This is a genomic window from Salmonella sp. HY31 (assembly GCF_042604575.1).
In the GTDB taxonomy this organism is placed as follows: Bacteria; Pseudomonadota; Gammaproteobacteria; order Enterobacterales; family Enterobacteriaceae; genus Salmonella; species Salmonella diarizonae.
The window spans coordinates 3,224,703-3,237,935 of the sequence record NZ_CP170479.1; the positions used below are offsets into that span (position 1 = coordinate 3,224,703).

At 52.3% G+C, this 13,233-nt stretch carries 13 protein-coding genes and 4 tRNA genes; 3 read left to right on the forward strand and 14 right to left on the reverse strand.

What is annotated here, in order from left to right; genetic code table 11:
* Positions 1 to 243 precede the first annotated feature (243 nt).
* Positions 244 to 996, forward strand: a complete 753-nt coding sequence (gene gpmA, locus ACE15A_RS15305; protein WP_023248204.1) for a 2,3-diphosphoglycerate-dependent phosphoglycerate mutase — start codon at positions 244 to 246, stop codon at positions 994 to 996.
* Between the two features lie 70 nt (positions 997 to 1,066).
* Here gpmA and ACE15A_RS15310 read toward each other — a convergent pair whose 3' ends face one another.
* The 3 genes from ACE15A_RS15310 to aroG form a co-directional block, all read right to left on the reverse strand.
* Positions 1,067 to 1,843: an ABC transporter ATP-binding protein gene (locus ACE15A_RS15310; RefSeq protein ID WP_053510127.1), complete on the reverse strand. Its 777-nt coding sequence runs from the start codon at positions 1,841 to 1,843 to the stop codon at positions 1,067 to 1,069.
* Positions 1,843 to 2,922, reverse strand: a complete 1,080-nt coding sequence (locus tag ACE15A_RS15315) for an iron ABC transporter permease (protein WP_053510129.1) — start codon at positions 2,920 to 2,922, stop codon at positions 1,843 to 1,845. Before ACE15A_RS15315 ends, ACE15A_RS15310 begins: the two co-directional genes overlap by 1 nt.
* Before the next feature lie 152 nt (positions 2,923 to 3,074).
* Positions 3,075 to 4,127 (reverse strand): 3-deoxy-7-phosphoheptulonate synthase AroG, encoded by a 1,053-nt coding sequence (aroG, locus tag ACE15A_RS15320; RefSeq protein WP_053510131.1) that lies wholly within the window; start codon positions 4,125 to 4,127, stop codon positions 3,075 to 3,077.
* 319 nt (positions 4,128 to 4,446) lie between these two features.
* Between aroG and ACE15A_RS15325 the strand changes: the two genes are divergently transcribed.
* Positions 4,447 to 4,833, forward strand: a complete 387-nt coding sequence (locus ACE15A_RS15325; RefSeq protein ID WP_023248207.1) for a YbgS-like family protein — start codon at positions 4,447 to 4,449, stop codon at positions 4,831 to 4,833.
* A 110-nt stretch (positions 4,834 to 4,943) separates the two neighbouring features.
* Positions 4,944 to 5,882 carry a CDF family zinc transporter ZitB gene (gene zitB, locus ACE15A_RS15330; protein ID WP_053510133.1) on the forward strand — a complete coding sequence of 313 codons (939 nt, stop codon included), beginning with the start codon at positions 4,944 to 4,946 and terminating at the stop codon, positions 5,880 to 5,882.
* Here the strand turns inward: zitB and pnuC are convergent.
* The 11 genes from pnuC to tolR form a co-directional block, all read right to left on the reverse strand.
* Positions 5,879 to 6,598, reverse strand: a complete 720-nt coding sequence (gene pnuC, locus ACE15A_RS15335; RefSeq protein WP_023248209.1) for a nicotinamide riboside transporter PnuC — start codon at positions 6,596 to 6,598, stop codon at positions 5,879 to 5,881. The genes zitB and pnuC overlap by 4 nt on opposite strands.
* 25 nt (positions 6,599 to 6,623) lie before the next feature.
* Positions 6,624 to 7,667 (reverse strand): quinolinate synthase NadA, encoded by a 1,044-nt coding sequence (gene nadA, locus ACE15A_RS15340; RefSeq protein ID WP_053510135.1) that lies wholly within the window; start codon positions 7,665 to 7,667, stop codon positions 6,624 to 6,626.
* A gap of 392 nt (positions 7,668 to 8,059) precedes the next feature.
* Positions 8,060 to 8,135, reverse strand: a tRNA-Lys gene (locus ACE15A_RS15345).
* A 135-nt stretch (positions 8,136 to 8,270) separates the two neighbouring features.
* A tRNA-Lys gene (locus ACE15A_RS15350) sits at positions 8,271 to 8,346 on the reverse strand.
* Positions 8,347 to 8,349: 3 nt separating this feature from the next.
* Positions 8,350 to 8,425: transfer RNA gene (locus tag ACE15A_RS15355), tRNA-Val, on the reverse strand.
* 136 nt (positions 8,426 to 8,561) lie between these two features.
* A tRNA-Lys gene (locus ACE15A_RS15360) sits at positions 8,562 to 8,637 on the reverse strand.
* A 164-nt stretch (positions 8,638 to 8,801) separates the two neighbouring features.
* Complete coding sequence (gene cpoB, locus ACE15A_RS15365) at positions 8,802 to 9,590, reverse strand: cell division protein CpoB (RefSeq protein WP_023247151.1); 789 nt, start codon at positions 9,588 to 9,590, stop codon at positions 8,802 to 8,804.
* A 9-nt stretch (positions 9,591 to 9,599) separates the two neighbouring features.
* Positions 9,600 to 10,124, reverse strand: a complete 525-nt coding sequence (gene pal, locus ACE15A_RS15370) for a peptidoglycan-associated lipoprotein Pal (RefSeq protein WP_001176621.1) — start codon at positions 10,122 to 10,124, stop codon at positions 9,600 to 9,602.
* 34 nt (positions 10,125 to 10,158) lie between these two features.
* Positions 10,159 to 11,451, reverse strand: a complete 1,293-nt coding sequence (gene tolB / locus ACE15A_RS15375; protein ID WP_064055872.1) for a Tol-Pal system beta propeller repeat protein TolB — start codon at positions 11,449 to 11,451, stop codon at positions 10,159 to 10,161.
* Between the two features lie 123 nt (positions 11,452 to 11,574).
* Entirely contained in the window at positions 11,575 to 12,738 is a 1,164-nt protein-coding gene (tolA, locus tag ACE15A_RS15380) for a cell envelope integrity protein TolA (RefSeq protein ID WP_053510183.1), read from the reverse strand.
* A 64-nt stretch (positions 12,739 to 12,802) separates the two neighbouring features.
* Positions 12,803 to 13,231: a colicin uptake protein TolR gene (tolR, locus tag ACE15A_RS15385; RefSeq protein WP_023247154.1), complete on the reverse strand. Its 429-nt coding sequence runs from the start codon at positions 13,229 to 13,231 to the stop codon at positions 12,803 to 12,805.
* Positions 13,232 to 13,233 lie beyond the last annotated feature (2 nt).

Here is a 13,233-nt window from a genome sequence, read left to right on the forward strand (position 1 = left end):
TGAGAGAATCTTCGCGAATAGCTTGTTTAGTCACCAATAGCGGCAAGATTTAATTTGGTCTGATGACCTGGGTTATACCTGATGGATTCTCACTCTTAGTACCTAAACACAACCTCTCATTAACACATACCTTACACTCAAGCCCAATTTTCGCTATTGTATAAGGATAAGCGTTGCCGCTGATGCATTACGGCAATATAATGAGAATTATTATCATTACATATGATTTATAGGAGTGAGAGTATGGCTGTAACTAAGCTGGTTCTGGTACGTCACGGTGAAAGTCAATGGAACAAAGAGAACCGTTTCACCGGCTGGTATGATGTTGACCTGTCTGAAAAAGGCGTAAGCGAAGCAAAAGCAGCAGGTAAACTGCTAAAAGAAGAAGGTTTCAGCTTTGATTTTGCCTACACTTCCGTACTGAAACGCGCTATCCATACGCTGTGGAACGTACTGGATGAACTGGATCAGGCGTGGCTGCCGGTGGAAAAATCCTGGAAACTCAATGAACGTCACTATGGCGCATTGCAGGGGCTGAATAAAGCGGAAACGGCAGAAAAATATGGTGACGAGCAGGTTAAGCAGTGGCGCCGCGGTTTTGCCGTGACGCCACCGGAACTGACCAAAGATGATGAGCGTTATCCGGGTCACGATCCACGTTATGCCAAACTGAGCGAGAAAGAACTGCCGCTGACCGAAAGCCTGGCGCTGACCATCGACCGCGTTATTCCTTACTGGAACGACACCATCCTGCCACGTATGAAGAGCGGTGAGCGCGTGATCATCGCAGCTCACGGTAACTCATTGCGTGCGCTGGTGAAATACCTGGATAACATGAGTGAAGATGAGATTCTTGAGTTAAACATCCCGACCGGCGTGCCGCTGGTATATGAGTTCGACGAAAACTTTACGCCGATAAAACGCTACTATCTGGGCAATGCTGACGAGATCGCAGCGAAAGCGGCTGCCGTGGCGAATCAGGGTAAAGCGAAATAATCACGTTTGCCGTATCCGGCCTACGAGCAATGGGTAGGTCGGATAAGCGCAACGTCATCAGGCAACAGTCTTAAACATCGATCACTCCGTCAAGCACCACCTGTAATCTGCCCTGCGAACAGCGCTCCACGCGTCCTCGTACCCGGTACACTTCAGCCAGACGTTCCGCGGTAATCACCGTCTCCGGCGCGCCGCTGGCGACAAGCCTGCCGTCTTTTAGCATCAGTACATGTTCACCATGACGCAGTGCAATATTAATGTCATGCACCACGACTATCGTCACCCTATTTTGCGCCTGGGTATCCCGACGCACGAGATCCATTACGTGAAACTGATAGTTTAAATCCAGCGCGCTGAGCGGCTCATCCAGTAACAGCAGTTCAGGGCAACGAATCAGCGATTGTGCCAGACCAACTAACTGCCGCTGACCGCCGGAAAGCTGGTCGAGATACTGCAACGCCAGGTGCGTTATGCCTAATTGCTCAAGGATAGCCAGTATCTGCGCCCTGTCCTGCGCATCGCCTCTGCCGCCTGATGCCCGCTGCGCCACGATAATCGACTCCAGTACATGCAGATGCACACCCTGCGGTAAGGACTGCGGCAAAAACACGACCTTCTGCGCCCGCTCGGCAAACGATAACGACATAAGATCCTCGCCATCAAGTCGCGCCTCGCCGTCGGCGTTATTCAGCCCGGCCAGCGAACGTAGTAACGTCGATTTACCACAGCCGTTCGGCCCCAGCAAAACGGTAATTTTCCCGCGCGGCAGTAAGGGAACGTTGAGATCTGCAATAACCGGCTGAGTGGAATAGCCGGCGCTAAATGACCGGAGCATTAACCCACGCATCAGAGACTCCCCCGATGTCGCAATACAATGCTTAAAAAGAACGGAACCCCGACCAGCGAGGTGACAATCCCCACCGGCACCATTACGCCCGGAACACTATTTTTCGCCACAATAGAGGCCAGCGATAACACCAGCCCGCCGATCAGCGCGCTGCCCGGAAGGTAGAAACGGTGATCTTCCCCCAAAAGTATTCGCGCGATATGCGGCGCAACGAGACCAATAAAACCAATCGGCCCGACGAAAGCTACCGCCAGCGCTGATAACAAGCTGATACGCAACAATGACAGCAGACGTAAACGACGGACATGAATCCCAAAGCTCAGCGCCCTCTCTTCGCCCAGACGTAATGCCGTTAGTTGCCAGGCGCTTCGTAACGACCCAAAAAGCACAGCAATAAACACAACGGCCAGTACGCCCAATTTTTCCCACGACGCACGGACCAGGCTCCCCATCGTCCAGAATACCAGCCCCTGCAGCGTATCTTCATCAGCCACAAACTGCATAATGGCGACCAATGCGTTAAAGGTGAATACCAGCGCAATACCGAACAATACTACCCCGGATGCGGCGACGCCTGTCCAACGGGTAATACCGTCCAGGAGTAACGCGGACAAAAGCGCAAAGATGAACGCATTGGCCGGGATAAACCAGGCGGCAGGAATACCGGGAATACCGAGCCCCAGCACAATCGCCAGCGCAGCGCCAAAAGCCGCGGCGGACGATACGCCGAGGGTAAACGGCGTTGCCAGCGGATTATTTAAAATGGTTTGCATTTCGGCACCCGCCAGCCCTAGCGCCATGCCCACCAGCAGCGCCATCAGGGCGTAGGGTAAGCGAATATCCCAGACAATAACGTGTACGCCTGCATTCACCTTTTCCGGCTGGAAAAGCGCCTGCCACAGCGCACTGAACGGTAAACCAGAAGACCCGCAGGTTACATCTACCATCAGTGAAGTCATCATCGCCAGCGCAATAGCTAACATGAGCACGGCCCTTTTGCGGATGATCTGGCGATAGCGCGGAATGACTGGCGTGGAAGCGAGACTGGGCGCTAAAAGTGATTTGTCCTGACAGGTCATGGTTCGGGCTACGTTATTAATCAGAGGAGAATTATAGCGCCGAATGATTTCGTTATATATTTATTTATATTTCGAGTAATGACACGGTGGGCTATCTCATCTGTCTCCGATAAAAAACCGGCCTTGCAGGCCGGTTTAACACGTAATGAAGATTAACCACGGCGGGCTTTTACCGCTGCCGACAACTGACGTAGCAGCGCATCGGTATCTTCCCAGCCAATGCAGGCGTCAGTAATGCTTTTACCGTAGGTCAGCGGCTGACCGCTTTCCAGGCTCTGGTTTCCTTCTACCAGATGACTTTCTACCATCACGCCAATAATCGCTTTTTCACCGCCCGCTATCTGCTGGCAGACATCGGCACAAACCTCCATCTGTTTTTGAAATTGCTTACAGGAGTTGGCATGGCTGAAATCAATCATGACCTGCGGCGTCAGTCCCGCTTTGGTGAGGCCTTCTTTCACCTCCGCAACATGCTGCGCGCTATAGTTTGGCGCTTTACCGCCGCGCAGAATGATATGGCAGTCGCCGTTGCCGCTGGTATTCACAATCGCTGAATGACCCCATTTAGTGACGGAGAGGAAGCAGTGCGGCGCACCGGCGGCGTTGATCGCGTCAATCGCGACTTTAATCGTGCCATCAGTACCATTTTTAAAGCCGACCGGACAAGAGAGGCCGGACGCCAGTTCTCGATGAACCTGGGATTCAGTAGTCCGCGCGCCAATGGCGCCCCAGCTCATCAGATCGGCCAGATATTGCGGCGTGATCATATCGAGGAATTCACCGGCGGCAGGAAGACCGCTGTCATTAATATCCAGCAGCAGTTTGCGCGCAATACGCAGACCGTCGTTAATCTGGAAGCTGTTATCCATGTGCGGATCGTTAATCAGCCCTTTCCAGCCGACGGTGGTACGCGGTTTCTCAAAATAGACGCGCATGACAATTTCAAGCTCGCCTTTAAGCTCATCGCGTAGCGCCAGCAAACGGGCGGCATACTCTTTCGCCGCTGCCGGATCATGAATTGAACAAGGACCAATCACCACCAGCAGACGATCGTCATTGCCTTTGAGTATTTTATGGATGGCTTTGCGCGCGTGGGCAACGGTATTTGCTGCATTTTCCGTTGCGGGAAACTTTTCCAGCAGCGCGACCGGAGGTAATAACTCGTTGATTTCTTTAATGCGTAAATCGTCGTTCTGATAATTCATGTTTATTCCAGTGTTGCCGTACTTATCCCAATGAATGCAATCCCTCCAATCTATCTCTTCAATTAAATAGTGTAAACGGGCTTTTACACTTTGAACGGAATAATCCTGGAATTCAGGAAAAAAACGCACAAATGTAGCGAAAAATGGGATCTAACCTACAATTTTTAACTGTAACCACTCTGTTTATGAATTATTGCAAGATTCTCTGCTGCGTTACCAGGCGGCGGCGAAAGCTTTTTATCCCTTATTTGAGGATTTGACTGACACGTGCACTGTTGGAAGAGGTTATCCGACATATCCACCATAACAGGAGCATCTTATGAAAATGACAAAACTGACTACGCTTTTACTCACCGCTACCCTCGGCCTTGCCAGCGGCGCAGCGTTAGCTGCTGAATCTAACGCGCAGTCCAGTAATGGCCAGGCGAACTCGGCGGCAAATGCCGGCCAGGTTGCCCCGGACGCCCGCCAGAATGTGGCGCCGAATGATGTGAATAACAACGACATCAATACCAACGGCAATACTAACAGTACGATGCAGCATCCTGACGGTTCAACCATGAATCATGACGGAATGACCAAGGAAGAAGAGCATAAAAATACCATGTGTAAAGACGGTCGCTGCCCGGATATTAATAAAAAAGTGGAAACCGGTAATGGCGTCAATAATGACGTGAATACCAAAACCGACGGTACCACACAGTAATTCAGAAAAAAGTCTGATAACGGGAGAGCTTTCGCTCTCCTTTTTATTTTGTCAGCGAAAAATCAGTATGATGTCTACAGTATTGATGAGAATAACAAAGGAATGACGTTATGGCGCACTCACACTCTCATGCCGATTCACACCTGCCGAAAGATAATAATGCTCGTCGCCTGCTTTTTGCCTTTATCGTCACCGCCGGATTTATGCTCATTGAGGTGGTGGGCGGGATACTCTCCGGCTCGCTGGCGTTGTTGGCGGATGCGGGACATATGCTCACCGACGCGGCGGCCCTTCTCTTTGCGCTGCTGGCGGTTCAGTTTTCCCGTCGCCCCCCGACGGTTCGCCACACTTTTGGCTGGCTAAGACTCACCACTCTGGCGGCCTTTGTGAATGCCATTGCGTTGGTGGTCATTACCCTCCTTATTGTCTGGGAAGCGATAGAGCGCTTTTACACGCCACGTCCGGTGACAGGCAGTCTGATGATGGTGATTGCGGTCGCGGGTCTGCTGGCGAACCTGTTTGCGTTCTGGATTCTTCATCGGGGAAGCGATGAAAAAAACCTGAACGTTCGCGCTGCCGCGCTACATGTGATGGGCGATTTGCTGGGCTCCGTCGGCGCAATAGCCGCTGCGCTGATCATTATCTGGACCGGCTGGACGCCAGCGGACCCGATTCTCTCTATTCTGGTTTCGGTACTGGTGCTACGCAGCGCCTGGCGTTTGTTAAAAGATAGCGTCAACGAATTGCTGGAAGGCGCGCCGGTTTCACTGGATATTAATGCCTTACAGCGCCATTTAAGCCGGGAAATCCCCGAAGTTCGCAACGTACACCACGTGCATGTCTGGATGGTCGGCGAAAAACCGGTCATGACATTGCACGCTCAGGTCATTCCGCCGCACAACCATGATGCGCTGCTGGAACGTATCCAGGATTTCCTGATGCACGAATACCATATTGCGCACGCTACAATTCAGATGGAGTATCAAGTGTGTCACGGCCCGGACTGCCATCTGAATCAGATGGCATCCGGGCATGTTCATCACCATTAAGGGGAAAGCGCGCGCGACCCTCGCTCCCGCGCGCTGTTTATCCACATGCGGCTACCGTTCACGGCGATAAATGTCAGGATCAGATACTCCAGCGACATCGCATAGACGCCCTGCAAAGCAAAAATCACCACGCTGATCACGTTGATTATCACCCACAGTAGCCAGTTTTCGACATATTTGCGTGTCATCAGAATCATCGCCGCGATAGACAGCACCATCATGCAGGAGTCCCAAAACGGGAAGGCGTCCGGTTGCAGTACGGGCATTGTCACCTGTAACCCCAGCATCTGCATAATGGCGACGGCCACTCGCGTCAGGACGGCGAATACGGGATCGATATATCGCGTCATCAAACCGATGGCTATCACACATATCGCCAGCCATGCCATTGCTTTTGACAACGGCAGCCAGCGGATTTTAAGCTCGGCTTCATTATCATTTGTTTGCCGCGACCACGCATACCAGCCATAAATATTGGCGGCAAAGAAAAAGAGTTGCAGCAACAGACTGGCATAGAGCTGGATCTGAAAGAAAATAATCGCAAACAGGGTGACGTTAACCAGCCCAAAAAAGTAGTTGCTGATCTTCTCCAGACTGGCAAGCCAAATACAGAGCAGGCCGGCGATGGTTCCTACCGCTTCGATCCACGAAAGATCGTAACCGCCGGTGCCGATCGGAATATGAACCAGTATGTTGTGCGTACTAAAAAAATCCATTCTCTCCCCCCCAAGATTTCCGTTTTTATGCCCGAAGTGTAGCCGCAAAATCCAGCATCCGGTTGAGGGGCAGTAATGCGCCCTCGCGTTGCACCGTATCAACCTGTATCTCATGCGCTACGCCTCCCTGCTCCAGCCCTTCAGCGATGGCTTTCAGGCCATTCATCGCCATCCACGGACAGTGCGCGCAACTACGGCAGGTCGCCCCCTCGCCAGCCGTAGGTGCTTCAAGCAACTCTTTTTCAGGCACCGTCTGATGCATTTTGTAAAAAATGCCGCGATCGGTCGCCACAATAAGCTGTCTGTGCGGCAGCGTTTTTGCCGCCTTAATGAGCTGACTAGTTGAGCCCACCGCATCGGCCATCTCGACAATGGACTGCGGCGATTCAGGATGAACCAGAATAGCGGCATCGGGATAGATTTTTTTTAAACGGGTCAACGCCTGGGTTTTAAACTCATCATGTACAATACACGCCCCTTGCCAGCACAGTACATCGGCCCCGGTCTGTTTTTGCACATAATTCCCCAGGTGTCTGTCCGGCGCCCAGATAATTTTTTCCCCCAAACTATCCAGATACTCAATCAGTTCTACGGCAATACTGGAGGTCACAACCCAGTCCGCACGCGCTTTAACAGCAGCCGAGGTGTTAGCATAGACCACTACGGTTCTGTCAGGATGGGCATCACAAAAAGCGCTAAATTCGTCTATTGGGCAGCCTAAATCCAGCGAACATTCCGCCGCCAGGGTAGGCATAAGAATAGTTTTTTCCGGACTGAGAATTTTGGCGGTTTCCCCCATAAACCGTACGCCTGCTACCAGCAGCGTGGATGCGGCGTGCTTCGCGCCGAAACGGGCCATTTCCAGCGAGTCGGAAACACACCCACCTGTTTCTTCAGCAAGTTGTTGAATTTCCGGATCGGTATAATAATGCGCCACCATCACCGCATCCCGTTCGCTGAGGAGTCGTTTGATTTTCTCACGATAAAATTGCTTTTCCTCAACGCTTAACGGCGCTGGCTTTAGCGGAAACGGATAGATTGCGGTTTGCGGGTCAAACATTACGCTCATCGTAGCTTCTCGTTTTACTAGCTTAACGAAACAACCGAATGAAAGCGCAATAAACGCCACAATCGGTTAATTTGTTTTATATGCTAAACAAGATAGCCGATCAAATAAGGAAAGTCACAATAATTACGTAGCCCGTGTCTGATGGCGGCGTAACGTCTTATCTGGCCTACGTGAGCGGTACCGTCTGTAGGCCTGATAAGCGCAGCGCATCAGGCAAGACCCAAACCTGCTGCAGGTTCGAATCTTCCATATTGCAGATAGCAAAAAGGCGCCTTTAGGGCGCCTTTTTACATTGGTGGGTCGTGCAGGATGACTCGGCTTCGCCTCGCCCTACGGGCCGTTGCTGACGCAACGTTATCCTTCACGCTCAACATCTGAGTTTGATGTTAAATTGGTGGGTCGTGCAGGATTCGAACCTGCGACCAATTGATTAAAAGTCAACTGCTCTACCAACTGAGCTAACGACCCCTTAGATAAGGGTTACTGCTTCAATCATTCAGGATGGTGGGTCGTGCAGGATGATTCGGCTTCGCCTCGCCCTTCGGCGCCGTTGCTAAAGCAACGTTATCCTTCACGTTCTCTACCAGTTACCACCTTGTATATTGGTGGGTCGTGCAGGATTCGAACCTGCGACCAATTGATTAAAAGTCAACTGCTCTACCAACTGAGCTAACGACCCGAGTGGTGGGTGATGACGGGATCGAACCGCCGACCCCCTCCTTGTAAGGGAGGTGCTCTCCCAGCTGAGCTAATCACCCGATACTACGCTGGATATTACTGACTAACCGAAATTAGTGGTGGGTCGTGCAGGATGACTCGGCTTCGCCTCACCCTACGGGCCGTTGCTGACGCAACGTTATCCTTCACGTTTTATTCTCGTTTCCACCGAACGATTGGTGGGTCGTGCAGGATTCGAACCTGCGACCAATTGATTAAAAGTCAACTGCTCTACCAACTGAGCTAACGACCCACTTTTACGTTGCTTTCGAGTTGTTTAATATCCCGTGGCAACGGCGGCATATATTACTGATTTCAGATTTGAGCGCAACAAAAATTTCGACGCAAGGGGCTCAACTGCTTAGGAATCGCACGACGCGACCAGAAAAAAGGCGTTTTCTGGTCGCATGGTACGCATTACATTGCGTTAAGACGCTTCTGCGCCTGTTTCGCGCCATCAGTGCCAGGATATTTGCTAATTACCTGCTGATAAACCGCTTTCGCTTTTGCCGTATCACCTTTGTCCTGCATGATAACGCCAACTTTGTACATCGCATCCGCAGCCTTCGGCGACTTAGGATAATTTTTCACTACCGAGGCGAAATAATAGGCAGCATCATCTTTTTTACCCTTGTTATAATTCAACTGGCCCAGCCAATAATTGGCGTTCGGCTGATAAGTAGAATCAGGGTATTTCTTGATGAAGTTCTGAAACGCCACAATCGCATCATCCTGGCGGGACTTATCCTGCACCAGCGCAATTGCCGCATTGTAATCGGTATTCGCATCGCCACTTTGTACCGGCACCCCGGAGGTTGCCGTACCGGCATCCGGGGCGGGGGTCGTAGCGGTTGCCGCCCCGCTCTGGTCGCCGGCCGCAGGCTGCGCTGCGCCGCCATTATTCAAGTTCCCTAGCTGCAGCATGATTTGCTTCTGGCGCTCCATCACCTGATTCAGTTGATACTGATTTTCCTGGATTTGACCGCGCAAAGAATCGATATCGGACTGATTATCGGAGAGCTGTTGCTGAAGTTGGGTTAAAAGCTGGCTGTGAGCGTTAGAGATACGCTCAAGTTGAGTGACGCGGTCTTCGACCGAGCCTGAGCCGACACTACTGATTGGCGCCTGAGCAAAAGCGGCCCAGGGGGCCGCTATGCCAACCAGTAACGACAGACTCAACAGATGATGTCTGAAGTTACTGCTCATGCAATTCTCTTAGTAAACCAGTACAGCGCGACGGTTCTTAGCGTAAGCCGCTTCGTCGTGGCCCAGTACTGCAGGTTTTTCTTTACCGTAAGAAACGATGGAGATCTGGTCTGCTGAAACGCCTTTACCCTGCAGGTACATTTTAACGGCGTTAGCACGACGTTCGCCCAGGGAGATGTTGTACTCAGGCGTACCGCGTTCGTCCGCATGACCTTCTACGGTGACTTTGTAAGACGGATTGCTACGCAGGAAATTAGCGTGCGCGTCCAGCATTGCCGCGAAGTCAGAACGGATATCATACTTGTCCAGATCAAAGTAGACGATATTGTTCTGCTGCAGCTGCTGCATCTGCAGACGCGCTTGCTCTTCAGATGACATGTTGCCGTTACCGTTAGCGTCCATACCCGTGCCGGCACCGTTCAGCATGCCGCCTTCGCTACCGTCATTGCTGGCGTTCTTGTTAGAAGAACATGCCGCGATTGCCATAACAGGCAGGGCAATCATCAGGCCCTTCAGCACTTTGTTCAGTTGCATTTCTTTAATTCCTTTAGTAATCAATTAATTATTATCACAGATACGGCGACCAGGCAGGCGATTTCACCTGACCATCAGTTGCCGGAAGACGCGCTTTGAAACGCCCATCTGTAGAAACCAAATTCAGCACAGATCCCATCCCCTGAGAAGAGCTGTAGATTACCATCGTGCCGTTAGGTGCCAGACTTGGCGTTTCATCCAGGAACGTTGACGACAGAACCTGTACGCCACCCGTCACCAGATCTTGTTTGGCAATGTACTGCTGCCCGTTATTTGAGCTTACCATTACCATAAATTTACCGTCGCTGCTGACATCCGCATCCTGGTTTTGCGAACCTTCCCAGGTAATACGCTGCGCCGCACCGCCGTTAATGTTCATTTTATACACTTGCGGACGTCCAGCCTGGTCAGAGGTAAAGGCCAAAGTCTGGCTGTCAGGGAACCAGGTCGGCTCCGTATTGTTGCTACGCCCGTCCGTTATCTGACGAATCTGGCCGGAGGCGAGATCCATGATATACAGGTTCAGACTCCCGGTTTTCGATAACGCGAACGCCAGTTTCGTCCCATCCGGCGAGAAGGCCGGCGCGCCGTTGTGACGCGGGAAGGACGCAACCTGACGTACTGCGCCGTTTGCCAGCGTCTGGATAACCAGCGCGGAGCGGCCGCTTTCAAAAGTCACGTAAGCCAGTTTTGAGCCGTCCGGAGACCACGCCGGAGACATCAACGGCTGCGGAGAACGGTGCACCACGAACTGATTGTAGCCATCGTAATCTGACACGCGCAGTTCATACGGGAACTGACCGCCGTTAGTTTGCACCACGTAGGCGATACGGGTACGGAACGCGCCCTTAATACCCGTCAGTTTTTCAAAAACTTCGTCACTGGCGGTATGGCCTGCATAACGCAGCCACTGCTTGTTCACTTTATAAGAGTTTTGCGCCAGTACAGTACCCGGCGCGCCACCAGTGTCAACCAGTTGATAGGCGACATTGTAGGAACCGTCCGGATTCGGCGTCACCTGCCCAACGACGACGGCGTCAATACCCAGCGCAGACCATGCGGCAGGCTGAACTTCCTGAGCGGTGGCTGGCTGCTGCGGCAGTCGGGACCGGTCTAACGGATTAAATTTACCGCTGTTGCGTAAATCTGCCGCCACGATGCCGCCGATATCTTCAGGCGCAGCACCCGGCCCGGCCCATTTAAAAGGCACAACGCCAATCGGGCGCGCCGAGTCCACCCCCTGGGTGATCTCGATACGGACTTCTGCGTGCAGCACCGCCGCCCACAGCATCAGAAAACCAAATGCTACTCGTAATGCCTGCTTCATCATATCTCCCATACCTGGACCTGTGGCCCACGATAATTTAGCAGAATGTTAACAAACTCAAATACACAAAACCACCAGGACCAGTAACAACTCAACCGCTCCAACTTCCATAGAGGAAAGTATCTACAGTTTAAAGTCTAGTTTGGCATCCTTTATTTTCTCATAAACAGCCTGGCTTGGCGGTTTAGGAATTTTCGCGGTTTTTGCCGCCATTAACGCCGCCTGACAAAGCGCCGGATCGCCGCCCTCAGACGTAATGCTTTTTAATGAGCCATCCGGCGCCAGGCTTATATGCAAGACACATTGTTTGCCCTGGTACAGACTCGCATCATACAGACGGCTCTGAATCGCGACCTGAATCTGTTTCGCGTAGGCGCTGATATCAGCGCCTGTCGCCCCACCGTTAGCGCCCGATGTACCGCTATCTTTAGATGGCTGACCATTCCCTTTCGCGCCGCCACCGGTTTTCGGCGCATTCTTACCCGAGCTGAGATCGCCAAGCAGATCATCGACCCCCTCTGCGGCGGCCGCTTTTTCGGCAGCCGCTTTTTTAGCCGCTGCTTTATCCGCTGCGGCTTTCTTCTCTGCTGCCTTTTTATCCGCCGCGGCTTTCTCTGCAGCGGCCTTTTTGTCAGCCGCAACTTTTTCGGCGGCGGCTTTCTTCGCCGCCTCAGCCTGAGCCTGCTTCGCCGCCTCGGCTTCCGCTTTCTTCTTCGCATCCGCCGCTGCTTTCTGAGCCTCGGCCTCCGCTTTTTTCTTCGCGTCCGCCGCTGCTTTCTGAGCCGCTTCAGCCTCGGCTTGTTTCTTCGCATCGGCTACCGCTTTCGCTGCTTCAGCCTCAGCTTTCTTCTTCGCGTCCGCCGCTGCTTTCTGAGCCGCTTCTTCGGCCTGTTTCTGTTGCTGTTGCGCCAGTTTTGCCGCTTCTTCGGCCTGCTTTTGCTGCTCCTGAGCCGCTAAACGTTCCTTCTCAAGTTGTTTCAATCGCTCCTGTTCGGCAGCCTGCTTCTGCTGAAGCTCCTCTGCCTGCTGCTGTTGCAGCTTTTTACGCTCTTCTTCCGCGCGTCTGGCGCTGGCCTGTTGATCCTGCTGACGGTTGTACTGCTGCACAACGGCGCCAGGATCGACCATCACCGCGTCGATAGCGGAACCACCGCCGCCGCCGGCAGAAGTCTCTATATGCTCATCAAACGAACTCCAGATCAGCACTGCAAATAAGATGATATGCAGCACGGCTGAAATCATTATCGCCCGTTTGAGCTTGTCGTTTTGTTCGGTTGCCTTTGACACTCTCGGTTCCCAAAAAACTGTTCGCCTGTTACTCGCCGTCTTTCAAGCCAGCGGGACGCAGACTTCAGATTGGCTGCGTCATTAAGCCAACCGATTTTACGCCCGCGCTGTGTAACAAGTTCAGCGCTTTAATTATTTCATCGTACGGCACCTCTTTCGCGCCGCCGATTAAAAAGACTGTTTTCGGATTAGCCTGCAGGTGACGCTTTGCTTCTGCGATCACCTGTTCAGACGGCAGTTGATCCATTCGCTCTTTATCAACCACTACGCTGTATTGCCCTACTCCGGAAACCTCAATAATGACCGGTGGATCGTCGTTACTACTGACCGCCTGCGACTGATTCGCCTCCGGCAGATCGACTTCCACGCTCTGGGTAATAATCGGCGCGGTTGCCATAAAGATCAGCAGCAGCACCAACAGTACGTCGAGCAGCGGTACAATATTGATTTCGGACTTAAGTTCGCGACGACCTCGTCCACGCGTTCTGGCCATGG